The 25,515-nt window shown below is 74.4% G+C and carries 17 protein-coding genes; 6 read left to right on the top strand and 11 right to left on the bottom strand.

Annotated features, from left to right (window positions below):
• Nucleotides 1-3: 3 nt before the first annotated feature.
• The 9 genes from ACFYPS_RS22235 to ACFYPS_RS22195 all read right to left on the bottom strand — a co-directional run bounded on the left by ACFYPS_RS22235 (nt 4) and on the right by ACFYPS_RS22195 (nt 17,038).
• The gene (locus ACFYPS_RS22235) at nt 4-3,531 is read right to left on the bottom strand and encodes an amino acid adenylation domain-containing protein (protein WP_387326666.1); all 3,528 of its coding nucleotides are present in this window, start codon (nt 3,529-3,531) and stop codon (nt 4-6) included.
• The gene (locus tag ACFYPS_RS22230) at nt 3,528-5,837 is read right to left on the bottom strand and encodes a lantibiotic dehydratase (protein ID WP_387326663.1); all 2,310 of its coding nucleotides are present in this window, start codon (nt 5,835-5,837) and stop codon (nt 3,528-3,530) included. The genes ACFYPS_RS22235 and ACFYPS_RS22230 overlap by 4 nt, the downstream gene beginning before the upstream one ends.
• Complete coding sequence (locus tag ACFYPS_RS22225; protein ID WP_387326660.1) at nt 5,834-8,899, bottom strand: thioesterase domain-containing protein; 3,066 nt, start codon at nt 8,897-8,899, stop codon at nt 5,834-5,836. Before ACFYPS_RS22225 ends, ACFYPS_RS22230 begins: the two co-directional genes overlap by 4 nt.
• Complete coding sequence (locus ACFYPS_RS22220; RefSeq protein ID WP_387326657.1) at nt 8,896-12,414, bottom strand: AMP-binding protein; 3,519 nt, start codon at nt 12,412-12,414, stop codon at nt 8,896-8,898. The genes ACFYPS_RS22225 and ACFYPS_RS22220 overlap by 4 nt, the downstream gene beginning before the upstream one ends.
• Nucleotides 12,415-12,831: 417 nt before the next feature.
• Nucleotides 12,832-13,329, bottom strand: coding sequence for a DUF2267 domain-containing protein (locus ACFYPS_RS22215; protein ID WP_387326654.1), 498 nt, complete (start codon nt 13,327-13,329; stop codon nt 12,832-12,834).
• Between the two features lie 42 nt (nt 13,330-13,371).
• A complete protein-coding gene (locus ACFYPS_RS22210) occupies nt 13,372-13,770 on the bottom strand; it encodes an NUDIX domain-containing protein (RefSeq protein ID WP_354966713.1) in 399 nt (132 codons plus the stop codon).
• Between the two features lie 54 nt (nt 13,771-13,824).
• Nucleotides 13,825-15,183, bottom strand: coding sequence for a hypothetical protein (locus tag ACFYPS_RS22205; RefSeq protein ID WP_387326651.1), 1,359 nt, complete (start codon nt 15,181-15,183; stop codon nt 13,825-13,827).
• On the bottom strand, nt 15,180-16,001 hold the full coding sequence (locus ACFYPS_RS22200; RefSeq protein ID WP_387326648.1) for a sugar phosphate isomerase/epimerase family protein: 822 nt from the start codon (nt 15,999-16,001) through the stop codon (nt 15,180-15,182). The genes ACFYPS_RS22205 and ACFYPS_RS22200 overlap by 4 nt, the downstream gene beginning before the upstream one ends.
• A complete protein-coding gene (locus tag ACFYPS_RS22195; RefSeq protein ID WP_387326645.1) occupies nt 16,001-17,038 on the bottom strand; it encodes a zinc-binding alcohol dehydrogenase in 1,038 nt (345 codons plus the stop codon). The genes ACFYPS_RS22200 and ACFYPS_RS22195 overlap by 1 nt, the downstream gene beginning before the upstream one ends.
• 116 nt (nt 17,039-17,154) lie before the next feature.
• Between ACFYPS_RS22195 and ACFYPS_RS22190 the strand changes: the two genes are divergently transcribed.
• The 4 genes from ACFYPS_RS22190 (at nt 17,155) to ACFYPS_RS22175 (ending at nt 21,086) form a co-directional block, all read left to right on the top strand.
• On the top strand, nt 17,155-18,549 hold the full coding sequence (locus tag ACFYPS_RS22190; protein ID WP_387326642.1) for an ABC transporter substrate-binding protein: 1,395 nt from the start codon (nt 17,155-17,157) through the stop codon (nt 18,547-18,549).
• Nucleotides 18,546-19,502, top strand: coding sequence for a carbohydrate ABC transporter permease (locus ACFYPS_RS22185; RefSeq protein ID WP_387326639.1), 957 nt, complete (start codon nt 18,546-18,548; stop codon nt 19,500-19,502). Before ACFYPS_RS22190 ends, ACFYPS_RS22185 begins: the two co-directional genes overlap by 4 nt.
• On the top strand, nt 19,502-20,368 hold the full coding sequence (locus tag ACFYPS_RS22180; protein WP_089021366.1) for a carbohydrate ABC transporter permease: 867 nt from the start codon (nt 19,502-19,504) through the stop codon (nt 20,366-20,368). The genes ACFYPS_RS22185 and ACFYPS_RS22180 overlap by 1 nt, the downstream gene beginning before the upstream one ends.
• A 112-nt stretch (nt 20,369-20,480) precedes the next feature.
• Nucleotides 20,481-21,086, top strand: a complete 606-nt coding sequence (locus tag ACFYPS_RS22175; RefSeq protein WP_387326634.1) for a class I SAM-dependent methyltransferase — start codon at nt 20,481-20,483, stop codon at nt 21,084-21,086.
• A gap of 21 nt (nt 21,087-21,107) precedes the next feature.
• Here the strand turns inward: ACFYPS_RS22175 and eccB are convergent, their stop codons facing one another.
• A complete protein-coding gene (eccB, locus tag ACFYPS_RS22170) occupies nt 21,108-22,493 on the bottom strand; it encodes a type VII secretion protein EccB (RefSeq protein WP_387326631.1) in 1,386 nt (461 codons plus the stop codon).
• 127 nt (nt 22,494-22,620) lie between these two features.
• Between eccB and ACFYPS_RS22165 the strand changes: the two genes are divergently transcribed.
• The gene (locus ACFYPS_RS22165; protein ID WP_387326628.1) at nt 22,621-23,340 is read left to right on the top strand and encodes a spermidine synthase; all 720 of its coding nucleotides are present in this window, start codon (nt 22,621-22,623) and stop codon (nt 23,338-23,340) included.
• A gap of 118 nt (nt 23,341-23,458) precedes the next feature.
• Complete coding sequence (locus tag ACFYPS_RS22160) at nt 23,459-23,635, top strand: hypothetical protein (RefSeq protein ID WP_355067416.1); 177 nt, start codon at nt 23,459-23,461, stop codon at nt 23,633-23,635.
• 12 nt (nt 23,636-23,647) lie between these two features.
• Here the strand turns inward: ACFYPS_RS22160 and ACFYPS_RS22155 are convergent, their stop codons facing one another.
• Nucleotides 23,648-25,450, bottom strand: coding sequence for an acyl-CoA dehydrogenase (locus ACFYPS_RS22155; protein WP_387326626.1), 1,803 nt, complete (start codon nt 25,448-25,450; stop codon nt 23,648-23,650).
• Nucleotides 25,451-25,515 lie beyond the last annotated feature (65 nt).

The following is a 25,515-nucleotide window of genomic DNA, read 5'->3' as shown; positions in this document are numbered from 1 at the left end:
TCGTCACGCGGTGCCGCCGGGGCGGCGGGGAGGGATACGGCGGGTACGGCCGCGGCGGGCGGCGGCGCGCAGAGCGGCCCGCGCCAGCTCCGGGCGGTCGGCGGCTCCGTCGAGGCTGGCGGCGAACGCCCGGATGGTGGGGTGGCGGAACAGGTCGAGCATCTTGATGGACCGGCCGGTTGCGGTGGTCAGTCGGGCGTGGACGGCGGCGAGCGCGAGGGAGTGCCCACCGATGTCGAAGAAGTTGTCGGTCACCCCCACCCGATCGCGCTCCAGCACCTCCCGCCAGATCCCCGCGACCAGCTCCTCGGTCTCGGTGAGTCCGTCCGGGCCGGCGGGCACCAGCGCCGGCGGGTCGCCGCCGGCCACCGTCATCGCGCCGAGCTGCGGCACCCGCACGGTCGGCCGGGGCAGCGCGGCGGCCACCTCGCGGGCCGGCGTGTCCGGTGCGCCGGCCAGCGCACCCACCAGTTCGGCCAGGTCGGCGAGCAGGTCGTCGATACGAGTGGCGTCGAACAGGTCCGGGTTGTAGACCACCTCGACGCCGGTGCGGCCGTCGGTCTGCACCACGTAGACGGTGATGTCGAACGGCGAGCCCGGTTTGGGCACCGGCACCGCCTCGGCGGTCAGCCCGGTCAGCGTCAGCCGTGGTGGCGCGAAGTTGAGCACGTTAAACAGCACCTGCACCAGCGGCGCGCGGGCGGTGTCCCGGCCGACGCCGAGCGCCTCGACGATCCGTTCCAGTGGCGCCCCGGGATGCGCGGTGGCCTCATGCAGCTCCCCGGAGCACCGGTCGACCAGCTCGGCGAAACTCGCCCCGCCGGTACGGACCCGCACCGGCACGGTGTCGATGAAGAAGCCGATCACGTCGTCGAAGGCGGCCAGCCGCCGGTCGGCGACGATCGCGCCGAGCACGTGGTCGTCGCCGCCGGTGAGCCGCGCGATCAGCTCACCGAACGCGGCGAGCAGCACCGCCGCCACGGTCGTGCCGCGCCGCTCGGCCAGCTCGCGGACCGCGCGGTCGGTGTCGGCGGGCAGCCGGACGGCCGCCTCCGCACCGGCGTAGGTTTGCACCGCGGGTCGGGGTCGGTCCCGGGGCAGGTCCAGCACCGTAGGGACGCCGTCCAGGTGCGCCGTCCACCAGGCCAGGTCCGCCGCGCCGCGCAGCCGGTCCCGTTCGGCCCGCCAGACCGCGTAGTCGGCGTAGCGGGCGGGCAGCTCCGGCAGCGCCGGCGGTTGGCCGGCCACCGCCTGGGCGTACCCGGCCGCGAGGTCGTCGTAGCAGACCCGTTCGGACCAACCGTCGAAGACGGCGTGGTGCCAGGTGGCGGCCAGCACGTGCTCGGCCGGGCCGAGCCGGTAGACGGTCACCTGCCAGGGCGGCCCGGTGGCCAGGTCGAAGGGGTGCGCGGCGCCGCCCGCGAGCATCCGGGTCAGCTCGGCCTCCGGCTCGGCGCCGCCGGTCAGGTCGACCACGGGCACGGCCACGTCGGTCGGCTCGGCGCAGACGGCGTACGGCACGCCTGCGGTCTGCGGGATCCGCCAGCGCAGCACGTCGTGCCGCTCGGCGACGGCCCGCAGCGCCGCCCCGAGCGCGGCGGTGTCCAGCGGGCCACGCACCCGGTGCGCCACCGCGATGTTGTACGGCGCGCTGGACGGCGCGAGCTGGTCGACGAACCACAGCCGGCGCTGAGGTGGGGAGAGGGTGGGCGGGTTGCCGGTGCGCAGCCCGTCCCCGCCGCTCGGCGCGGCCGCCACCCGCTCGACAAGCCGCCCGAAGGTGCGCTCGGTGAACACCGCACGAGTGTCGAGCTGCCGGCCCAGCTCGGCGCGGAGCGCGGCGACCAGGCGCATCGCCGCGATGGAGTTGCCACCGGCGGCGAGGAAGTCCGTCGCCGGCTTGGGTGCCGCGCCGAGCAACCTGGTCCAGATGCCGGCCACCGCCGCCGCCACGGAACCGTCCGGCGTGGCCGGACCGGTGGCGGTGGTGGCGGTGTCGGCGGGGGCCGAGGGGAGGAGCACGGCGGCGGCCAGCGCGCGCAGCGCCGGCCGGTCCAGCTTTCCGCTGACCGTGCTGATCGGCAGGGCGGCGCGACGCAGCACCCGGGCCGGCAGCATCGCCGCGGTCAGCCGGCTGCCGGCGTACGCCCGCAGCCGGGCGTCGTCGAGCGCGTCCGCAGGGGTGAGGAACGCGACCAGCTCGACGCCGGCGGGGCCGGGCACCGCCTCGACCGCGACGCCGGTCACCCCGGGCAACTCGGCCAGCACCGCCTCCACCTCGCCCAGCTCGATGCGCTGGCCACGGATCTTGACCTGCCGGTCGGCCCGGCCGAGGTAGGCGATCCGCCCGTCCGGGTCGAGCCGGACCAGGTCGCCGGTGCGGTACAACCGCTCGCCGGGCAGCCCGGAGAACGGGTCCGGAACGAAGCGCTCGCCGGTCAACGCGGGCCGGCCCAGATAGCCGTCGGCCAGCCCCGGCCCGCCGATCAGCAGCTCACCGATCTCCCCCGGCGGCACCGGGTCCAGCGCCACGTCCACCACGTACGCCCGGTGGTTGGGCAGTGGCCGGCCGATCGGCACCGGCTCGGTCTCGGTGGCGCTCAACGGGCCGCTGACCGCGAGCACCGTCGTCTCGGTGGGGCCGTAGCCGTTGAAGAATCGACGGCCGGGCGCCCAGCGGGCGGCCAGCGCGACCGGCACGGCCTCGCCGCCGCACAGCACCGTGCGCCAGGCGGGCAGCTCCGCCGGGTCCAGCATGGCCAGCAGGGTGGGCGTGATGAAGCCCCAGTTGACCTCGTGCGCGGCCACGAACCGGGTCAGCCGAACCGGGTCGGCGCGGTCCTCGACGCCGAGCAGTTGCACCGTGCCGCCGAGCAGCAGCGGCACGAACAGGTCCATGGTGGCCGCGTCGAAGCCGAGCGACGCGATGCCGAGGCTACGGACGCCGGCGTCCGCGCCGGTGAGCGCGACCACGCCGGCGACGAACTCGACCACGTTGCGGTGGCTGGTGAGCACGCCCTTGGGTCGACCGGTGGAACCCGACGTGAACAGCACGTACGCCGGATCGCCGGGGCGGGCCAGGCAGGGTGCGAGCGGGGCCGGGCCGGGCAGTGCGAGCGTGTCGACGCCCGGCACGTCGCCGAACTCCGCCTCGGCGGCGTCACCGACCACCAGGGACACGCCCGCGTCGGCGGCGATCCCGCGCAGCCGCCGACGCGGGCCGCCCTGCTCCAGCGGCACGTAGCAACCGCCAGCCAGCAACACCCCCAGAACGGTGGCGACCAGTTCCGGACGGCGGGTGCCGCACACCCCCACCCGGCTCTGCCGGTCGACGCCCCGGACGCGCAGCGCGGCAGCCACCCCGGCAGCCCGGGCCACCAGCTCGGCGTAGGTGAGCCGGCTGTCCCACTGGCGTACCGCCACCGCGTCCGGGGTGCGGGCGGCCTGCGCGATCACCAGCTCGGCGAGCGTCGCGTCCGGCCAGGACAGCGGCTCACCGGCCACGGCGCTGATGGACAGGATGTCGGTCACCCGTTCCCCCCGGGGTAGCTGCTCGGATCGATGACTTGCAGACGCAGCTCGCTGACGGTTCCGCGGCCGTGCACATCGGTCACCCAGCTCTCGTCAGGTGCCGGCAACAGCTCGGTGACGACGACCGCGACGTCCAGCCCGGTGCGGGCGGCGGCGTCGACCATCGCGCACAGCGACTGGGCGTGCAGCGGCCCGGTGAAATCGACGTAGCAGGGCTTGACCTCGGTGCCGACCTTCACGAACACCCGCTCGGGCAGGCCGAGCCGGGCCCGCCACCGGCGCACCGCGAGGAACCGCTCGGCCTCTCCGGTCACCCCGACCAGGCCGCTGTCCGCGACGGTGGTCCGCCAGGTCCGCCGGGCCACGACCAGCCGATCGATGGTGATCCTGGGCGTGTGCGGCGCCGGGTCGAGCAGCTTGAAGGCATCCACCAGCAGCGAGCCGAGCAGGTTGGCGAACACTTCCACCAGCGGCCACCGGCTGCCGTCGGGCAGCACCGCCGTCAGCCGGTCACCGACCGGCACCACCCGCACCTCGGTCGCCGGGACCAGCCGGTCCACCTCACCGCCGCGAGCGGTGTCGATGCCGAGCTGCCGGTCAGCCGGGCCGGTCAGCCCGTACGTGGTGCGGGTGGTGACCCGGGGGAAGCCCTCCGGATAGAGCACCCGCACCCGGGCCGGACCCAGGTCGGCGTCCAGCCCGGCGCGCAGCGCCGCCGCGTCCGGGTGGAACGGCACGAAGACCGCGCTGTCGAAGGTGGCGTTGGCCGGGTGCAGCTCACCGAGCACGAGCAGGAACTCGCCACGGTTCAGCGCGGCCAGGTCGACGGCGCTGATCTGCACGTCCGGGCTGTGGATCCGGGCCGACGGCCAGCCCGGCGCGTCCGCCGGGAACACCCGCCGGGCCCGCTCGGCCAGCTCCGTGCCCCGCAGCCGCAGCTCGGGCTGCCCGGTCGGCAGCGCGGCCAGGTCGAACAGCTCGGCCCAGCGGGCGGTGAAGCCGGCCCCCGCGGCGGCCAGCGGCCCGTCCGGGGCGACCAGCAGCCCCTGGGCCAGTGACCAGATGTCGGCCAGCCGCACCGGCCCGTCGGCGCGCAGCTCCTCGTAGAGCTCGGCGAGGAGCCGCTCGCAGGCGGCGCCGATCTCGGCGGTCAGCCACCGGGCGGCCTGGAGCAGCACGGCCAGCGGCGCGGCGAGGGCGTCGAGCACCGCCGCGCCGACGGTGACCTGGAGGTCGCGGGCGGTCTCCTCGTAGACGACGGTGCGGCCGGCGTACATCTGACCGGCCTGCCGGGTGGCGGGCCGGCCGGTGACCGCGGTGAATTCCTCGTTCAGCGCGGCCAGCGCGGCGCCCAGCCGGTCCGCGTCGCCGGCCGCCGCGGCGACCTCGTCGCGGGCCGCGCAGAGCCGGTCGAAGCCGGCGCTCACCTCGGCGCGCAGCATCCGGTCGCCGATCGCGGCCAGCCGATCGCGTAGCACCTGCTCGGCCCGAGGGCTGATCGGCAGGCCGGCGTCCCAGGTCAGCAGACCACGCTCGACCAGCCGATCGAGCTGCAGGAACGCATCGTCGACAGTGCGCAGGCCGGCATCGCCGTCGGCGTGCACCCGCTCGGCCAGCCGCACCGCCGGGGTGCGCCCGTCGCAGCGGGCCAGCAACCGCGCCTCCAGAACGGACAACTCCACCGGCGGGTGCAGCGGTCGGTGCAGCAGGCGGCCCACCACGCTCAGGTGCGGCGGCAACGCCGGCGCCCACCAGCGGCGCACGGCCGGGTCGTCGGCGAGCCGGTCGGCGTACGCGATGAGCGCCCACGCCTCGAAGTGCACCTCCCGCCTCGACAGTGACGTCGGCCCCGGCCGCAGCCGAGTGGACGGGTCGGTGCCGTCGAAGGTGCCCCAGCACACCGGGCCGAAGAAGCCGATCGTCTCGGCCTTACCGCAGTAGCGCTGCCAGTAGCGCAACAGACTCAGCTCACGCTTGCGCCGCCGGACGTTGCGCACCGTGGGGTCGGTGTGCAGCAGCCCGTCCAGGGCGATCAGCATCTCCGCGTTCTGCCAGGTGACCGCCTCGCGTAGCAGCGGGTCGGCGGCGATCCGGCCGGCGGCGGCCGACCCGTCGGCGAGCGCCTCGGCGAACGCCTTGTCGAACACCTCGGCGGCGACCTCACCGGCCAGCCGCGCGTCGGCGGCGTCGGCGGCGTCCGGGGCGGCGAAGGCGTCCAGCCCGACCGCCGGGAACCCGGCGGTGCGCAGCACCACGTCGCGCGACACCGACCAACCGGTCTCACCTAGCGGCAGCCGGTGGCTCATCGGGCCGGCTCCGGCTCGGCGGCGTCCACGATGTGCAGCCGCAGCTCACTGAAGTAGCGCCGGCCGGCGGCGTCGGGCACCCAGGCGTCCTCGGGGGTGGGCAGCATCTCGCTGACCACCAGGGTGACGTCGTCGCCGCCGTCGCGGCGGGCCGCCCGGACCATCGAGCAGACCAGACTGGCGAACGCGGGGCTGCTCAGGTCGACGAAGCACGGCTTGGTCTCGGTGCCGAGCTTGACGTACACCTGCTCGGGCAGGCCGAGCCCTCGCCGCCAGTCGCGCACCGCCAGGTAGCGGGCCCGGTCGCCGGTCACCGTGGCCAGGCCACTCTCCCCCACGGTGGTACGCCATGTCTGCCGGGCCACCACCAGCCGGTCCAGCGTGATCCGGGGCGTGTACGGCGCGGCCGCGACCAGCTTGAACCCGTCGACGGCGTGGGTGCTGAGCAGTGCCGCGCAGACCTCGGCCAGCGGCCAGCGCTGCCCGTCGGCGGCCGTGACGACCAGTCGGCCGGCCTCGTCGTGCACGGTGAGCGTGACGGTGGGCAGCACCCGGTCCTCCTCGGCGCCGGGCGCCGCCGCGAAGGCCAACTGCCGGTCGGTCGGGCCGGCCAGCGACTCGGCGACCCGGCTGGTGCGCCGCGGCCAGTCGGTCGGGTAGAGCAGTCGTATCCGACGTGGGCCGAGGTCGGCCGCCAGCCCGGCGCGCAGCCGCTCCACGTCGGGGTGCGACGGGGTCACCGCGTAGGTGTCGAACGACGGCCAGGCGGCGTGCAGCTCACCGAGCACCACGGTGTACTCGCCGCGGGCCAGCGCGTCCGCGTCGGCGGCGCAGATCTGCAGGTCGGGGCTGTGCAACCGGGCGTTGGACCAGTGTGCCGCCGGCGTCGGGAACGCCTCGTCGACCCGGGCGGCCAAGTCCGCCACGTCCAGCCGGACCTCGGTGGCGCCCGACGGCTGCTCGGCCAGGCCGAACAGGTCGGCCCAGCGGGCGGCGAACTGCGCGGCGACGGCGTCCACCGGGCGCTCCCCGGTGCCCCAGAACAGGCCCTGCACCAGGAACCACAGGTCGGACAGGGCGACCGGACCGTCGCCCGCCTCGGCGCGCAACTCGTCGTACAGCTCGCGGAAGACCGCGCCGTACGCCTCCTCCAGCGCGCCGGCCAGCCAGCGGGCGGCCCGCAGCAGCACGGCCAGCGGCGCCGCCAACTCGTCCAGCAGCGGCGCGCCGAAGACCACGTCCAGGTCCCGGCTGGTGTCCTCGTAGCAGAGTGTGCGGCCGGCGTACATCTGCCCGGCCCGCCGTCGCGGCGGCTGCCCGGTCAGCTCGGTGAACGTCTCGTCGAGCGCGTCCAGGGCGGCCCGCAGCCGGTCCGGGTCACCGGCCGCTGCGGCGACCGCGTCCCGGGCGGCGCACAGCCGGTCGAGGCCGACCTGGGCGGCGGCCCGGGCCGGGGCGTCGCCGATCGCCGCGATCCGCTGGCGCAGCACCTCCTCGGCGTGCGGGGTCACCGGCAGCGCGGCGTCCCAGGTGACCAGCTCCCGCTGCACCAGTCGGTCCAGCAGCTCGTACCCGTCCTCGGGTCGACGCAGCCCGATGGACGCGTCGGCGATCACGTCGCGGGCCGGGCGGCGGCCGTCGACGGCGGCCAGCAGCGCCGCCTCGACCGGGGACAGCGGCACCGGCGGCCGGGCCGGACGAAGCACCTCGCGGCCGGCGAGGCTCAGGTGCGGGGCGAGCCGGGGTGCCCACCACCGGCGCACCGCCGGGTCCGCGCCGATCCGCTCGGCGTACGAGGCCAGCGCCCACGACTCGAACCACACCCAGCGGCGGCGGGTCAGCGCCGCGCCCGGGCGCACCTCGGCGGCGGCCGGCAGGTCAGGGTCGATGGTGACCCAGCAGCTCGGCCCGAAGAAGCCGATGGTCTCGTTCTTGCCGCAGTATCGCTGCCAGTACTTCAGCAGCGCCCGCTCCCGCTCCCGCCGGCGCACGTTGCGGGTGGCCTCGGCGCCACCGCGGACCAGCCCGTCCAGGGCGGGCAACGCACCCCGGTTCTGCCAGGTGATCGCCTCCCGCAGCAGCGGGTCCGCGGCCAGGTCGGTCAGCCGACCGGCGCTGGCGAGCAGGGCCTCGTCGAATTCCTTGTCGAACTGCTCGACGCCGGCGCCGGTTACCAGCAGCTCGTCGGCGGCCGCGGCGGCCTGCGGTGCGGCCAGCAGAGTCAGCCCGTCGGCCGGGAACCCGGTGCTGCGCAGCAGGGCGTCGCGCCACACCGACCAGCCGGTGTCGCCCAGCGGCACGCGGTGCCCGCCGGCCTCCGGGGCGCTCCCGGCGACGGCCGCGCGCAGGTCGGCGCGGATGGTGGCGGCCAGCGCTGGCAGCGCGTCGTGCAGGAAGAAGTGCCCGGCGTCCAGCTCGTGCAGGGTGAAGCCGGCGGCGGTGTGCTCCCGCCAGGCGGCGCTCTGTTCCCGGGTCACCGCACGGTCGGTGCGGCCGCTGAACGCCACGATCGGCACCGGCAGCGGCGCCTCGGGCCGGTAGCGGTAGCCGTCCACCCGGTCGAAGTCGGCGCGCAGCAGCGGCATCAGCAGCTCGACGAGTTCGGGGTGCTCCAGCAGCCCGGCGGGGAGCCCGCCCCCGGCATCCAGCCGGCGCAGCAGCTCGGCGTCGTCCACCCGGGACAGTCCGTCGAAGGCGCTCGGCTCGCTGACGTGCGGTGCGCGGGCGCCGCCGACGTAGAGGCGCAGTGGCAGCGGCCGGCCGGTGCGGCGCAGCTCGCGGACCACCTCGAAGCCGACCCGGCCGCCCATCGAGTGCCCGTAGATGGCGTACGGCCGGTCGGCCCGCCCGGCGATGGCCCGGGCCACGTCGGCGATCTGGAATCGCGGGTCCTCGCTGATCCGGTTCTCGCGGCCGGGGAGCTGCACGGGCAGCACCTCGACGTCGGGGCCGAGCCGGTCGGGCCAGTGTCGGAACGCGCTGGCGCCGGCACCGGCGTAGGGCAGGCAGAACAACTGCACCGGTGCCGGGTCGCGGCTGCCGGCGGAGATGAACCAGTTCACCGCACGCCTTTCTGAGGGGGGTCGATCCAGTACCGCTGCCGCTGGAAGGGGTAGGTGGGCAGCGAGGTTCGCCGGATGGTGCCGGCGGGATGCAGGGTGGTGAGGTCGACGTCGCGCCCGGCCACCCAGGCGGCGGCCAGCTCGCGTAGCGGCCCGGGTGCGCCGGCCACCCGCGCGTCGGTGGCCAGCAACTCGTCGAGGGCGGCGAGCGCGCCGGCCGGGTCGGTGGCCACCACGGCGGCCCGGTGGCGGAACGCGCGCCGGCCCAGCGCCAGCGTCGCGGCCGCCTCGGCCAGCGCCGGGGTGGTGCCGGCGAGGTGCCGCCGCAGCCGGGTCAACGCCGCCCGCAGCGCCACCGGGGTACGCGCCGACACCGGCAGCAGGTGCGCCCCGGCCGGCGGCGGGTCGACCGGCTCGGCCGGCGGGGCCTGCTCGACCACGACGTGCACGTTGGTGCCGCCCAGCCCGAACGAGCTGACCCCGGCGACCCGGCGCGGCGTGTCCGGCCAGTCGCGCACCTTGGTCGGCACGTAGAACGGGCCGGCGGACAGGTCGATCTCCGGGTGCGGGCGGGTGAAGTGCAGGTTCGGTGGGATGATGCCGTGCTGCACGGCGAGCACCGCCTTGATCAGCCCGGCGATGCCGGCGGCGGCGTCCAGGTGGCCGATGGTGGTCTTCACCGAGCCGAGCGCGCAGGTCTCGGCGGGCGCGGCGCCCTCGTACACCTCGTGCAGCGCGGCCACCTCGATGGCGTCGCCGAGCGGCGTGCCGCTGCCGTGCGCCTCGATGAAGCGGACCTCGCCGGGGGCGACCTCGGCGGCCGCGAGCGCGCCGGCCACCGCGGCGGCCTGGCCGGCGGGCCCGGGAACGGCGTAGCCGGCGCGGTCCCCGCCGTCGTTGGTGACCGCCCAGCCGGGCAGGACCGCGTAGATCCGGTCGCCGTCGGCCTGCGCGTCGGCGAGCCGGCGCAGCGCCACCGCCCCCACACCGGAGCCGAAGCCGGCCCCCTGGGCGGCCTCGTCGAACGCCCGGCAGCGGCCGTCCGGGGAGGCCAGGCCACCGGGGGTGTGCCGGTGCCGCGGCCAGGTGACGCTCACCCCGCCGGCAAGCGCGATGTCGCACTGGTAGTCGGCCAGGCTCTGCGCGGCGAGGCAGACCGCCACCAGTGAGCTGGAGCAGGCACTCTGCACGGCCACCGCCGGCCCGGTCAGCCCCAACCGGTACGCGACCTGGCCGGGCAGGTGGTCGGTGAGCTGCCGACCGACCAGCCGGGCCTCCCAGTCGTCCGGGTCGACGTCGCCGACCACGGCCGGGTTGTCCATGAGGTGGAACAGGAAGTAGCGGTTGACCGAGGTGGCCGAGTAGACCCCGACCAGACCGGGGAACCGGTCCGGGTCGTGACCGGCGTCCTCCAGCGCCTCCCAGGCCGTCTCCAGGAAGAGCCGGTGCTGTGGGTCGGTGCGGGCCGCCTCCCGGTCGCCGAAGGCGAAGAACTCCGCGTCGAAGTCGGCGACCCCGTCGAGCCGGCCGGTGGCCTTGACGTGCCGGGGGTCGGCGCGCAGCCCCGGGCCGACGCCGAGCGCTGCCAGCTCCTCGTCGCTGTGGTCGTGGATGGCGTCCACCCCGGCGCACAGGTTCCACCAGAAGGTGGCCACGTCCGGCGCCTCGGGGAACCGGCCGGCGAGACCGACCACGGCGATCTCGTCGCCGGTGTACTCCCGCGCGCCGACCGGCGCGGCGGGCGGGCCGGCGGCAATCGGCGGCACGGCGGGCAGGGTCGACGCCGTGGCAACCGGCGTCGGCGTCGGCGGCGTGGTCGGTGCCGGCGGGTCGACCAACCGGGCCTGGGCGGCGACGGTCGGGTGGTCGAACAGCCGCAGCAGCGGCACTGCCACACCGAACCGTTCGGCCAGCCGCTGCTGCACCTGGCCGAGCAGCAGGGACTGCCCGCCGACGTCGAAGAAGCTGTCGGTGCGACCGACCATGTCCCGACCGAGCACGGCGCACCAGATGTCGTGCACGACCCGCTCGGTCGGGGTGGCTGGCCGGTCCCCGGGCGGCACCGCCCGGGCCGGGTCCGGTAGCGCCCGCTCGTCGACCTTCCCGCTGGTGGTCAGGGGGAACTCGGCGACCGGTACGACCGCGCGGGGCAACGTGTACTCGGGCAGTTGCCGGGCCAGGGCGGCCCGCAGCGCCGCCGGGTCCACCGGCGGCCCGACCGGCCGGACGTACGCCAGCACCTCGCCGTCGCGGACGATGGCGCGCACCTCGGCGATGCCCGGCTCGGCGGCGAGCACCGACTCGATCTCGGTCAGCTCGATCCGGAACCCGCGCACCTTGACCTGCCGGTCCAGCCGGCCGAGGCAGCGCAGCTCGCCGGTGGGCAGCAGCTCGCCCAGGTCGCCGGTGCGGTACACCGGCACGCCGTCGGGGTCGTGGCCGAACCGGTCGCTGGCCCGGTCGAGGTAGCCGGGGGCGAGGTGCCGGCCGCGCACGACGATCTCGCCGTCCGGCGCCAGCCGCAGCGCGTACCCGGGCAGGGCGGTGCCGATCGGCAGCGGGCCGGTTGCCGCCGGGTCGACGTCGGCCAGCGGCAGCGTGTGCCGGGCGACGAAGGTCATCTCGGTGGCCCCGTAGCCGTTGACCAGGACGCAGCCCGGGGCGAAGCGACCACGGGCGCGGGCCGCGTCGGCGTAGGTGGCCTGCTCGCCGCCGAGCAGCACCACCCGGACCCGGTCCAGCCGCTCGACGCCCGGGGTGTCCAACAGGTGCCGGTAGACGGTCGGGGTGGAGTGGTAGACGGTGACGCCGTGCCGGGCCAGTTGGTCGACGGCGTACGCCAGCCCGTGCCGGCGCAGGTCGACCGGAACGACGGTGGCGCCGGTGAGCAGCGCCGGGTACAGGTCGGGGATTGCCGCGTCGAAGCTAAACGAGGCGAGCAGGCTCAGCCGGTCGTCCGGCCGCACGGCGAGGAGGGCGATCTGGTTGTCCACCACGTGCGTCAGGTTGCGGTGGCTCTGCCCGACCGCCTTGGGCCGCCCGGTGGAGCCGGAGGTGAACAGCACGTACGCGAGCGCGTCCGAGGCCACCGGCACCGGCCGCAGCCGCGCGGGCCGCACGTCCACGGCCGGAACGACCCGCAGGCCGGGCCGGTCGGCGGCGAGCCGACGGGCCAGCTCGGTGTGCTCGCCGCCGCAGAGCAGGACGGTGACGTCGGCGCCGTCGAGCAGGTGGCGCAGCCGCTGCTCCGGGAAGCCGGGGTCGAGCGGCACGTAGGCGGCGCCCGCGGCGAGCGTGCCGAGGATGGCGGCGATGGTGCCGGCGCCGTGCGCGGTCAGCAGGCCGACCCGGTCACCGGGCCGAACGCCGGCCGCGGCCAGCAGGCCGGCGTGCCCCCCGGCCAGGCCGGCGAGGGCGGCGTAGTCGAGCGGGCCGGTGTCGCCGAGTACGGCGGGATGGTCGGGACGAGCGGCAGCGGCATCGCCGAAGCGATGGATCAGCGTCGAGGTTCCCATTTCAGGACGCGTGCACCGGTCCACAACAGACGGGCGCGCGGCAATCAACAGTCTTGATCATGATCCCCCCCAGGACGTCACAATGGAACGAGCATAGGGTTCGATGGCTGCCGGGAAAGATCATCGATTAGAGTCAAGCCAAAGGGTCGACTCGGGCTCGGACGAGGGACGACGAATATCGTCCGATCATCCCCCTGGCGCAACGGTGAATTTTCGCCTAACACGTCTGCCAGCGGCCAATTTTTCGGCACATCGTTTCTTGCGTGGTGGAATTTCCCGCTCAACACAATGGAGTCGTGTGCTCGACGGCCCATTCGTCGGATGATCGACACCGGTTCGCGGGGCTACGAATGTCAGGCATACCGCAATTTCTACGATCTGGAGTGGGTCTCACCGAAAACACACCTGTGCGGCGGGTTAGGCCCCATACGGATCGGGCGGGACCGGCGTGACATCGCCGTCGCCATCGCGCGGCAACCGCGCCACCATCTCCCGGAACTCCCGCACGGTCACCGCCTCCCGCAGGGTCGCGAAGACCGCGCCCGTGCCGGTCCGGGCGGTTGCCGGGTCGACCCCGGCGCGCTGACCCACCCGGCGGAGGAACTCCACCGGCCCGGCGTCCGGCGCCGGCGGGGCCGCAGCCGTGCCGCCGATGTCCAGGCCGGTGTCCAGCCCGGCCACGCCGCTGTCCGGGCCGGCGGTCACGGTCGGCGGGGCCGGGTCGGTCAGGTAGCCGTCGAGGTCGTCCGGGAGGTGCCCGGCGAGGGGGTCGGGCGGCCCACCGCTCACCCGTTCTGCCATCGTCTGGAGCACGGCGCGGGCGATGGCGGCGGCCTGCTCGGCCGGCAGGCCGGACCGCCGGGACACCGCGTCGATGAAGTGTGGGAACTGCCCGCCGCCCGCCCTGTCGGTCACGCCCCGGCGCTTACCCCCGGCCGGTGCCGACAAACTGCGCCGTCAGCGCAGCAGGTCAGCCGCCAGCAGATGATCGAAGATGACCTGGTCGACCGGGGAGGTGCGGTGCCGGTCGGCGTACCCGAGCCAGGCCAGCTCGGCGATCTCGCTGGCCGGCCTCAGCTCGCCGTCGTGTGCGGCGCGGTAGCAGGTCATGCGGACCGTCGTGCCGGCGGCGTGGCCATGCGCCTGGGCGGTGAACGTGCCGACGTGCACGGCGCCGGCGACGTCCACCGCGACGCTCAACTCCTCGGCGACCTCCCGGCGCAGCGTGTCCAGGTCGCTCTCCCCCGGCTCACGCTTGCCGCCCGGCAGGTACCAGACATCCTTGCCCCGGGAGCGTGTGCTCAGCACCCGCCCGTCCTCGATGAGGATCCAGGCCACCTTGTCGATCTCGGGCACCGTGCTCCTTCGCGTCGTCGGACGAGGACACCGTACGCCGACGCACCGACGTGCTCAGTGCGGCGTGGTCCCGGCGTCCTCGGCCAGCAGGTCGAGCAGCAGCGCCGCGGTCCAACTGAACGCCGGCGAGCCCAGCCCGGCGCCGGTGTCCGGATGGAAGTACTCGTGGCAGCCGGCGCCGGCGACCAGCCCGATCATGGACCGGCGCAGCCCGGCCGCCAGCTCCGGGTGCCCGTGCGTGAGCAGCCCGCGCCGCACCAGCCAGCCGACGTTCAGCCAGCTCGGCCCGCGCCAGTAGCGCAACGGTTCGAAGTCCGGAGCGGTCCGGTCGTGGCTGGGCAGCGGCCGGTCCATCTGCCGAGCCACCCCGAAGCGCGCCGACCGGGCCTCCACGATCAGCGCGTCCGCCTGGCGGGTCGGCAGACCGGGCAGGATCAGCGGCGCCAGGCCCAGCACGGTGCGTGCCGGGACCAGCCGGTCGGTGCGCAGGTCGCGGGGGGCGAACGTGCCGGTGGCCGGGTCGTACAGCCGGCGCACCAGGGCCTCGGTGATCCGGGCCGCACGGGCCCGGTGCGGCCCCGGGTCGGCGCCGACCAGCGCGGCGATCTCGGCCAGCGCGTGCTCGGCCGCACCGAACGCCGCGCTGAACAGCGGGCACTCCACCAGGAACGGGTGCTCGTCGGCCAGATGCTGGTCGGAGTAGGCGCGATCCCGGTACGAGGCGACGATCGCCAGGTAGCGCGCGTAGTCCAGGTCCGTGGGGCGGTGCGCGGCGTCGGCGTGCGCGGTGTCATGCCGGCGGTACGCGCGCATCACCGTCGCCTCGGCCGGCACCGCGGCCATCGGCTCGTCCCAGGCCGGGCTGTTGTCCAGGCCGGACTCCCACGGGTGCACGATGCAGGCCAACCCGCCGCCGGTCAGGTCCCGCCGCTCGGCCAGGTAGCGCTGCTGGGCCACCAACGCCGGATAGAGACGGCGCAGTGCGGCCAGGCCGGCCGGGTCGGGCGCCCGCCGGTACGCCAGCCACGCGGCGAGCGCGTGCACCGGCGGCTGGACCAGGCCGGAGGTGTCGACGGCCGGAGCCCCCTCGGCGGTCGCCGAACGCCACAGCTCCGGCCCCGGGAAGTACGCGCCGACCCGCAGCGCCGGGTTGAACACGATGTGCGGAACCCGCCCATCGGCCCACTGCGCCCGGAACAGGCTCGCCAGCTCCCGCCAGGCCCGCTCGGGACGGACCTGGGCCAGCCCGATGGCGATGAACGCGGAGTCCCAGCTCCACTGGTGCGGGTAGAGCGTGCGTGAGGGCACCGTGTGGTCGTGCTCCCAGTTGGCGTCGAGGGTGGCGACCGCGAGTCGGCGCAGCCCGGCGAGGTCGGACGGCGCGCCGGTGCGGGCCAGGGCGTCGGCGGTCATGCCGCAGCCCGCCGGGGCAGCGCGTGCCGCAGCACCGTGGCGGCCTGCTGGAGGGCGCGGACCGGGTCGCCGCGCAGCCGACACTCCAGCGCCAGCCAGCCCCGGTAGTCCAGCTCCAGCAGGGTCCGCACCAGCGCCGGCCAGTTGAGGTGCCCGGCGCCGGGTTGGTACCGGTTGGAGTCGCTGACCTGCACGTGCCCGAGGTACGGCGCGGCGGCACGCAACGCCCGGTGCACGTCGTCCTCCTCGATGTTCATGTGGAAGGTGTCGGCGACCACCCGCACCGACGGCAGGCCGACCGCCGCGCAGAGCGCGACCGCCTCGTCGAGCCGGTTGACCATGTGGTCCTCGTACCCGTTGAGGGGTTCCAGGAAGAGGGTGACCCCCTCGGCCCGGGCGTGCTCGCCCAGCTCGCCGAGGGCGTCCAGGAGCACCTGCCGGTCGCCGGTCGGCGGGCGCGGCGGCTCGAACGGCGGCAGCCGCCGGGAGAACATCCCCCACGACGCCGGCGTCATCGCCCCGACGCCGCCCAACTCGGCGATCACCGAGAGCTGGGAGCACAGGTTGCGCACCGCGTCGGCGGACCGTGCCGGGTCGAAGTCGCCGATGAAGTGGTCCATCTCGACGCAGACAGTGGGCATCACCACCCCGGCGGCGCGGGCCCGGCGCAGCTCGGGCAGCCGGCGGGCGAACGCGAGGTCGCCGCGCCCGCGCAGCTCGATGCCCTGGTAGCCGAGGGCGGTGGCGAGGGCGTACTTCTGGATCAGGTCGGTGCCCGGCAGGAGCTGTTCCTGGCAGGCCAGCGCGATGGTGGTCATCAGAACCTCAGCACCACTTGAAGGACGTCACCGGCGCCGCGGTCGAGCAGCGCGAGGGCGTCGGCGACGGCGCTGGCGTCGACGATGTGACTGACCAGCGCCAACGGATCGACGCTGTGCTCAGCCACCAGCTCCATGAAGGTCTGCGCCACTCGGTCACCGGTCCACCGGCCGGCCATGCTCGGCGCGGGGGTCGGGCCGGAGACCTGGGCGGCCACCAACTGGATGCGGTTGTGGTGGAACTCCTCGCCGAGGCCGAGTCCGTCGGCCTGGCCCTGGTAGAAGCCGGCGGCCACGACCCGGCCGGCGTGCGCGGTGGAGCGGATCGCCTCGTGCAGCGCGGGGTACGCCCCGGACAGCTCCAGGCAGACGTCCGCGCCCCGGCCGTCGGTGGCCTGCCGCAGCACGGCGGCGGCGGACTCCGCGCCGGCTACCACCGTCGACCGGGCGCCGTAGCGGGCGGCGTGCCCCAGCCGGCCGGGCATCCGGTCGACCGCCACCACCCGCGCGCCGGAGAGCACCGCGAGCCGGGTGGCGAGCAACCCGATGACGCCCTGCCCGAAGACACCGACCCAGTCGCCGAGGTGCAGGTCGCCGGCGAGCACGGCGGTCAGCGCGATCGCGCCCGGCCGGGCGAAGACCGCGGCGAGCGGGTCCAGGCCGGCGGGCAACGGGCGGACCGCCCCGGCGGCCAGCACGGCCTCGGCGCGGTGCCCCCAGATGCCCCAGACCAGCTGCCCCGGGTGCCGGTCGGCGACGTCCGGGGCCACCTCGACGACCTCGCCGACCTCCTCGTAGCCGAAGCCGATCAGCGGGTAGGGCACCGGGGTCTGCCGGGGCACGAACATCCGCGCGGCGTCGTCCCAGTCCTTGCTGAGTCGTGGATTGCTGCCCCGGTAGAGAGTGAGCTCGGTGCCGGCCGAGATGCCGGAGTAGCAGGTGCGCACCCGGACCTGGCCGGGGCCGAGCGGATCCGGCGGGCAGGGCTCGAGGCTGATCCGTCGAGGCCCCGCGAGAGAGACAACCCAGTTGACCATGAGTCACATCCCGGTAGCACTGGGCTCCAGGATAGGCAAAAAATCGTTATATGTCTTGTTATTGATCAATTGAAGGCGTTGAATCCTTCATGTACCCTTCGAGAGGAGTGCCACCGATGTCAACACCTCCGAGGCGGATACTCGCCACCACCCTGATCATGGCACTTACCGCATGCACCTTGCTGGCCTGCGGCGACGACGAACCGGACAGCGACAGCAAAAAGATCACCGTGTGGAGCCTGGAGGACGTGGCCGACCGGGTCACCGCCACCAAGGCGATCATCGCCGACTTCACCGCGAAGACCGGGGTCCAGGTTGAACTGGTCACCGTCAACGAGGACCAGTTCCCCTCCCTGATCGCCGCCAACGCGGCCGCCGGCGACCTCCCCGACGTGGTCGGCTCCGTCTCCCTGGCCGGCATCCGTACGCTCGCCGGCAACGAACTGCTGCACGCCTCGGCCAACACCGAGATCGTCGACACGCTCGGCCGGCAGACCTTCTCCCCCCGCGCGCTGGAGCTCACCTCCGACGACGGCAAACAGCTCTCCGTGCCCAGCGACGGCTGGGGGCAACTGCTCGTCTACCGCAAGGACCTCTTCGCCGCCGCCGGCCTGCCCGCCCCCGACACGTACGAGCGGATCACCGCCGCCGCGGCGAGGCTCAACACCGGCGGCGTCGCCGGGATCACCGCGGCGACCGCCCCCAGCGACGTGTTCACCCAGCAGACCTTCGAGCACCTGGCGCTGGCCAACGGCTGCCAGCTCAACGACGACGCCGGCAAGGTCGCCCTGGACTCGCCGCAGTGCGTCGAGGCGTTCCGCTTCTACGGCGACCTGATCCGGACCAGCTCGATCAAGGGCGCGCAGGACGTGGACACCACCCGCGCCACCTACTTCGCCGGGAAGGCGGCCATGGTGGTCTGGTCGCCGTTCATCCTCGACGAGCTGGCCGGGCTGCGCAACGACGCCAAGCCGACCTGCCCGCAGTGCCAGGCCGACCCGTCGTTCCTGGCGAAGAACAGCGGATTCGTCACCGCGATCAAGGGCCCGAACGGCACCGAACCGGCCCAGTACGGCGAAATCAGCTCTTGGGCGGTGCTCGACGGCGCCGCGACCGACTCGGCGAAGTCCTTCGTGGAGTACATGCTCGGCGACGGCTACCCGCGCTGGTTCGGCATGTCGCCCGAAGGCCGCTTCCCGGTGCGCAAGGGCACCCCGGCCGAGCCCGAGGCGTACCTCGCCGCCTGGAACACCAGCCAGGCCGGCGTGGACGCGAAGAAGCCCCTCGCGGACGTATACGGCGACGAGGTGCTGGCCACCCTGCGCCGCAGCCCGGACACCTTCCAACGCTGGGGGCTCGGCCAGGGGCAGGGCAAGCTGGTCGGCGCCATGCTCGGCGAGCTGCCGGTGCCCAAGGCGTTGAACGACGTCATCTCCGGCAAGTCCGACGCGGCGGCCGCCGCAGCGCGAGCCAAGAAGGACGTCGACGCCATCAAGGCGGGCGTCAATTGACCACCACCGCACCCGGCGCCGGTCGCTCGCCCACCCGCGAGCGACCGGCGCCGGCCCGCCGCCGACCGCTGACCCTGCGCCGTCGGGAGTCCCGCGCCGGGCTCGCGCTGGTCGCCCCGACCCTGCTCGTCACCATCACCGTCATCGGCATCCCGATCGTCTGGACCGTGGTGCTCGCCTTCCAGCGGGTCCGGCTCGCCACGCTGCGCAAGACCGGACTGTTCGGCGAGTTCACCATGGACAACGTCGACCGGGTGCTGCACACCCCCGGCTTCGCCAGCACCCTGTGGACCACGCTGGTCTACAGCCTCGGCGGCACCGTCGGGTCGATCCTGCTGGGCCTGGTCGCCGCCCTGGTGGTCCGCCGGCCGTTCCGCGGTCGCACCCTGGTGCGGGCGTCCATGCTGCTGCCGTACGTGGCGCCGGTGGTCGCGGTGACCTTCGTCTGGCAGGTGATGCTCGACCCGCAGCTCGGCATCGTCAACGACTGGGGCCGGCGACTGCTCGGCTGGGACGCCCCGGTGCCGTTCCTGTCCCAGGAGTCGACCGCGCTGGCCACGGTGATCGTGTTCGAGGCGTGGCGGTACTTCCCGTTCGCGTTCCTGTTCCTGCTGGCCCGGCTCCAGGCGGTGCCCGGCGAGCTGGAGGAGGCCGCCCGGGTCGACGGCGCCACCCCCACCCAGCGGTTCCGGTACATCCTGCTGCCGCAGCTGCTGCCGGTGATCGCCCTGCTGGGCGTGCTGCGCTTCATCATGACGTTCAACAAGTTCGACGACGTCTACCTGCTCACCGGCGGGGCGGCCGGCACCGAGGTGGTCAGCGTGCGGGTGTACGAGTTCCTCACCGCGCGCACCGACATCGGCGCCGCCGCCGCGCAGGCGGTCGTACTGGCCGTGGTGCTGATCGTGTTCGTGCTGATCTACCTGCGCTTCTTCGGACGGAGGGTCGGCTGATGGACCGCGATCTCGTCGAGACGGTCAGCCTGCGCTGGCTGCGCCGCCTGGTGATCGCCGCGTTCCTTGTGATCACCGTCTTTCCCTTCTACTACATGCTGATGCTCTCGGTACGCCCCATCGAGCGGCTGCTGCTCGACCCCGGCTCACTGGTGGTCGGCTTCGGTGAGCTGACCGTCGCCACGTACGCCGAGGTGCTCAAGGCCACCGACGACGGCGGCCAGGGATTCCTCACCTTCATCCGCAACAGTGGCCTGGTCGCCGTCGCCGCGACCCTGCTCACGCTGCTGGTGGCGATCCCCGGGGCGTACGCCGTGGCCCGGCTTCGGTTCTTCGGCCGGCGGCAGGTCGACTTCCTGTTCCTGGCGGTCTACCTGTTCCCGTCGATCGTCATCGCGATCCCGCTGTTCGTGGTCTTCACCCGGGCCGGGCTACGCGGCTCACTGTTCGGCCTGGTGCTCGTCTACATCTCGCAGACGCTGCCAGTCTCGGTCTACATGCTGAAGAACTACTTCGAGACCATCCCGGTCAGCCTGGAGGAGTCCGCCGCGATCGACGGCGCCGGCCGGCTCGGCATCATCCGCCGGGTCAGCCTGCCCCTGGCCATGCCGTCGATCATGGCGGTCGCGCTCTACGACTTCATGATCGCCTGGAACGAGTTCCTCTTCGCGCTGCTGTTCCTGGTCGACAAGCCGGACCGGTGGACGGTGTCGCTCGGCCTGTCCCTGCTCGCCGATGGGGTCGAGGTGCCCAAGACGGTGCTGATGGCCGGGTCGGTCGTCCTCACCCTGCCCATCGTGATCCTCTTCTTCTCCAGCGAACGGCTACTCACCGAGGGGCTGACCACCGGCGCGGAGAAGGGCTGAGCAAGCCCGGCGTCATCGGCCGGCGGGAACGCCGGCCGATGACGCGGGTGACCCGGGTCCCGCTCCCCCGGGTCGCCCGTCGCGTCCCCGCCGGCCCGGTTACGGTGGCCACATGGCCAAGCCGACCCGTTGGGCGACCGACACCGGACCCGAGCACTCGCAGTGGTACATCGACCGGTTCCGGAAGCTCGCGTCCGAGGGAGCGGACCTGGCCGGCGAGGCCCGGCTGGTGGACGCCCTGGTCCCGCCGGGCTGCCGGATCCTCGACGCCGGCAGTGGCACCGGCCGGGTGGGCGCGGCGCTGGCTCAGCGGGGGCACACCGTCGTGGGGGTGGACGCCGACCCCGCGCTGGTGGCCGCCGCCCGCACCGACTTCCCGGGCCCGCACTGGCTGGTCGCCGACCTGGCCGAGCTGGACCTGCCCGCGCTCGGTGAGGCCGAGCCGTTCGACGCCGCGGTGCTGGCCGGCAACGTACTCGCCTTCGTCGCCGCTGGCACCGAGCCGGAGGTGCTGCGCCGGCTCGCCGGGCACCTGCGCCCGGACGGCGTGCTGGCGGTGGGCTTCGGCACCGAGCGCGGTTACCCGCTGACCGCGTTCGACGCGGACGCGGTCGCCGCCGGGCTGCGCCTGGAGCACCGCTTCGCCACCTGGGATCTGCGCCCGTGGCGCGACGACGCACCCTTCGCGGTCAGCATCCTGCGCCGCCCGGCGGCCTGACCCGGGACCCACCGGGCAACGTCAGGCGGGGGCGGCGACCGCCTTCGCGGCGGCCGGGTCGAGGGTCGCGCCGGCCGGCACCAGGCTGACCAGACCCGCCGGCAGGCGCAGCGGGCGCACGTCGCGGTAGCCGAGCATCGCGAGCACGTCCCGGTCGGCCAGCACGTACCGCCGGCCCAGGTCAGTGACCACGGAGACCGCGCCGCCGGACGCGCCGAGTGCCGCGGCGGCCTCGACCACCGCGCCGCGCCCCGGCTCCACCACCACGTGGTCGGCCAGCACGGCACTGCCAGTCGGCGCGGTCCGCGGCACGGCGGCGAGGTCCGGCAGCGGTACGCCCCAGCGCACCTCCCCGGTACCGCCGTCGTCGCCGACCCGGGCGCAGAGCGCCCCGTCGTCGCCGGCCGCGAGCCGGGGTGGGGCCGGCGGCGGGGCAGTCGGACCGTTCGGGGCAAGGTCGGGCACCGTGGGCAGCGCGGCGAACCGGCCCAGCGTCATCGGCTCCGGCTCACCCTGCCCGGTGCGGGCCAGCAACAGCCCGGCCTGCAACTCGGTGATCCCGGCCAGCCGGGCGTCGAGTGCCACCGCGTACTGCCGACCGCCGCCGGAGTTGCGCACCAGGTACACCTGACCGATCGTGGCGCCCGGCACCCCGGAGGCGCGTCCGCCCAGATCGGGCAGGGCGAGCGGGGCCAGGTCGACGCCGGCGGGCAGCGAGTTGAGCAGGGCGGGAGCCACCGGGACCGCCCGGGCCCGGGTGGTGGCCAGCGCCGCCAGCACCCGGCTGGGGTCGCGGATCAGGTAGCGCCGCTGGTGCCAGACCAGGTGCAGCCCGCCGTCCGGGTGGCGCAGCAGCAGCGCGTCCTCTCCGAGTGGCCGGCCACCGCCGGGCTCGGTGCCGATCAGCAAAGCGGAGCGGGGCGCCTCGCCGGCCGCGCCGGACAGGATCGTCGAGCAGACCGTCCACGCGGCCGTGGCCAACCGGCCCGGGGCGGGCAGCGAATCCGGCGCGTCGGCGATGCCCAGCGGCAGCCCGCGCGGCACGCCGTCGATGGATCGCCGGGAGACCAGCACGGTCTTGGACCGGTCCGCGCCGACGATCAGCAGCGCCGACGCGTAGTTGAGCACCGGGTGCAGCTTCTGCTCGCGGTAGACGAAGCGGGCGCCGGACTCCTTCTCGACGATCACCGCGCCCGGGTCGCGCCAGCCGCTGCCGCCGCCGGCGAACAGGCCGTAGAGCGCCGAGCCGCCCAGCCCGATCGCCGCGACCAGGACGCTGGCCAGCGCGGCGCCGGCCAGCCGCCTAAACGGCGACTGGGCCGGATCGGTCTCGCGCATCACCAGGGCGGCGACCGCCCGCTGGACGCTGAACTGGTAGGAGTGCAGCTGGTCCTGCCGCGACGGCATGAGATCCCTTCCCGCTGTATCGGCCGGCACAGGATATGCGCTGCGTCGATGTCCCGTGGACCCTGCGTGGCCGGCGCCGGTCGGGCCGGTACCATCCGGGGACGAATCCGGCGGCGAGAGGGCACCCGTGGGCACGCGTTTCGAGGAGCTGGCCTGGCGGGAAACCCCGATCGGCGCGATCAGCCTGCGTCGGCGCCGCGACCCGGCGCTCCAGGTCGAGGTGTACGAGGTCAAGCTCGACGACGAGTACCTGATGTCCAGCCTCTTCCCGGTCGCGGAGATCGAGCTGGCCCGGCTGGGGCTGGCCGAGCTGGCCGGCGACACGCTCGACGTGGTGGTCGGCGGCCTCGGTCTGGGCTACACCGCCCGCGCCGCGCTGGACGACCCGCGGGTGCGGTCGCTGCTGGTGGTGGAGGCGATCGAGGACGTGATCGACTGGCACCGTCGCGGTCTGCTGCCGTTCGCGGCGGGGCTCGCCGAAGACCCGCGGACCCGGTTCGTCCAGGCCGACTTCTTCGCCGCCGTGGCCGGCGACGCCGGGTTCGACGCGGAGGCGCCGGGGCGACGGTTCGATGCCGTACTGCTCGACGTCGACCATTCTCCGCGCAACGTGCTGCACCCCAGCCACGCCGCTTTCTACGCACCGGACGGGCTGCGGCGCCTGGCCGCCCTGCTACGCCCGGACGGGGTCTTCGCGCTCTGGTCGGACGACCCGCCGGACGCCGAGTTCACGGCGGCGCTCACCGAGGTGTTCGCGACCGCGCGGGCGCACGTCGTGCCGTTCGCCAACCCGCTGACCGGCGGCCAGTCCGCCAACACCGTCTACGTCGCGCGCAGCGCGGGCTGAGCTGGCCCAGCCCGCACCGCCGGCTGAGCCGGCGCGGCGCTCCGGCATGATCTCGGCCGGATCGGGAAGGTGACCGGGAGGTCGCCGCCGCGGGCGCGACCGGTTACCGGAGGTGGACATGCGCGCGCTGCTCTGGGTTGTCGGCGTGGTCGCCGGCGTGCTGATCCTGCTCGGGCTGATCCTGGAGGCGGTCCGCTGGCTGATCATCATCGGGTTGATCGCGCTGGTGATCGTGATCATCCTGGGTGTGGTCAAGGGGCGGCAGGCGATGCACCACCAGACCCGCCGACGGTGAGGGCGAGGCCGCTCAGAACCAGTCCGCGGGCATGTCCAGCGTGGTGCGGTCCCGGCTGTCCAGCAGGTCGAACTGTGGACCGGTGCGGGGCAGCTCGACCGTGAAGAAGTACCGCGCGGCCTGCCGCTTGCCGGCGTGGAACGTGTCGCCGGACCCCTCCGGCGGCAGGGCCAGCACCTGCTCCAGCCACATCCACGCGACCACGACGTGCCCGACCGCCTCCAGGTAGACGCTGGCGTTGGCCAGCGCGAGCACCGGGTCACCGTCGGCCCACAGTCGGCGGGTCACCGCGACGACCCGATCCACGGCGTCGGCCAGCCGGTCGGCGAGCTCGGCGGCCTCACCCCCGGCCTGTCCGGCCCCGTCGACGGTCGCGCGGATCGTCGAGATCAGCAGGGTCAGCCCGGCGCCGCCGTGCATCGTCATCTTGCGCCCCAGCAGGTCCAGCGCCTGGATGCCGTGGGTGCCCTCGTGGATCGGGTTGAGCCGGTTGTCCCGGTAGTGCTGCTCCACGTCGTGGTCGCGGGTGTAGCCGGCCCCTCCGAGCACCTGGATCGCCAGGTCGTTCGCGGTCAGACACCACTGTGACGGCCAGCTCTTGGTGATCGGGGTGAGGACGTCCAGCAGCAGGTGCGCCCGCTCGCGGTCGGCCTCGGCCGGGGCGGTCTTCTCCTCGTCGAGCAGCCGCGCGCAGTAGAGGACCAGGGCCAGCGCCCCCTCCACATAGCTCTTCTGAGCCAGCAGCATCCGTCGTACGTCGGGGTGGTCGATGATCGGCACCTGCGGCGTGCCCGGGTCCTTGGCGCCGACCGGCCGGCCCTGCGGCCGTTCGCGGGCGTACGCCAGGCTCTTGAGGTAGCCGGTGTAGCCGAGCGCGGTGGCGCCGGCGCCCACCCCGATGCGCGCCTCGTTCATCATGTGGAACATCTGGGCCAGCCCCTGGTGCGGCGGCCCGACCAGATGACCGACCGCGCCGGGGCGACCGGCGGGGGCGTGGCCGCCGTCACCGAAACTGAGCAGGGTGTTGGTGGTGCCCCGGAAGCCCATCTTGTGGTTGAGCCCGACCAGCGCCACGTCGTTGCGGTCGCCGAGCGAGCCGTCCGGCCCGACCAGCACCTTCGGCACGATGAACAGCGAGATCCCCTTCACCCCGGGCGGGCCGCCGGGAATCCGTGCCAGCACCAGGTGGACGATGTTCTCGGCCAGCTCGTGATCGCCGCCGGAGATCCACATCTTGGTGCCGAAGAGCCGGTACGTGCCGTCCGGCTGCGGCTCGGCGCGGGTGGTGATGTCGGCGAGCGAGCTGCCGGCGTGCGGCTCGGACAGGCACATGGTGCCGAAGAACCGGCCTTCCAGCATGGGTCGTACGTAGGTGTCGACCTGCTCCGCGCTGCCGTGCGCCAGCAGGAGGTTGGCGTTGCCCAGGGTGAGGAACGGGTACGCCGAGGTGGCGACGTTGGCGGCCTGGAACCAGGTGAAGCAGGCCGCCGCGACGGCGTGCGGCAGTTGCAGGCCGCCGACCGAGGCGTCCAGCCCGGCGGTGAGCAGGCCGGTGTCGGCGAAGCTGTCCAGCGCCGCGCGGACCTGCGGGATCAGCCGTACCCGCTGCCCGTCGAAGGTCGGCTCGGCGAGGTCGGCGGCCCGGTTGTGCGGTGCGAACTGCTCGGTCGCGACCCGCTCGGCGAGGTCGAGGGCGTCGTCGAAGGTCTCCCGGGAGTGCTCGGCGTAGCGGGGGCGCTCGACCAGCTCGGACACCCGCAGCCAGTCGTGCAGCAGGAAGTCCAGGTCGCGGCGGGAGAGCAGGGTGGACGGCACGGCACTCCTCAACGGGCACGGCGGTCACTCGGTGCGGGGCGCCAGCCCGGCGACGCCCCGGCCCA

This window comes from Micromonospora sp. NPDC005087, from assembly GCF_042872965.1.
Lineage (GTDB): Bacteria > Actinomycetota > Actinomycetes > Mycobacteriales > Micromonosporaceae > Micromonospora.
Note: the sequence above shows the minus strand (reverse complement) of the source record. Positions and strands in the feature narration are given on the sequence as shown.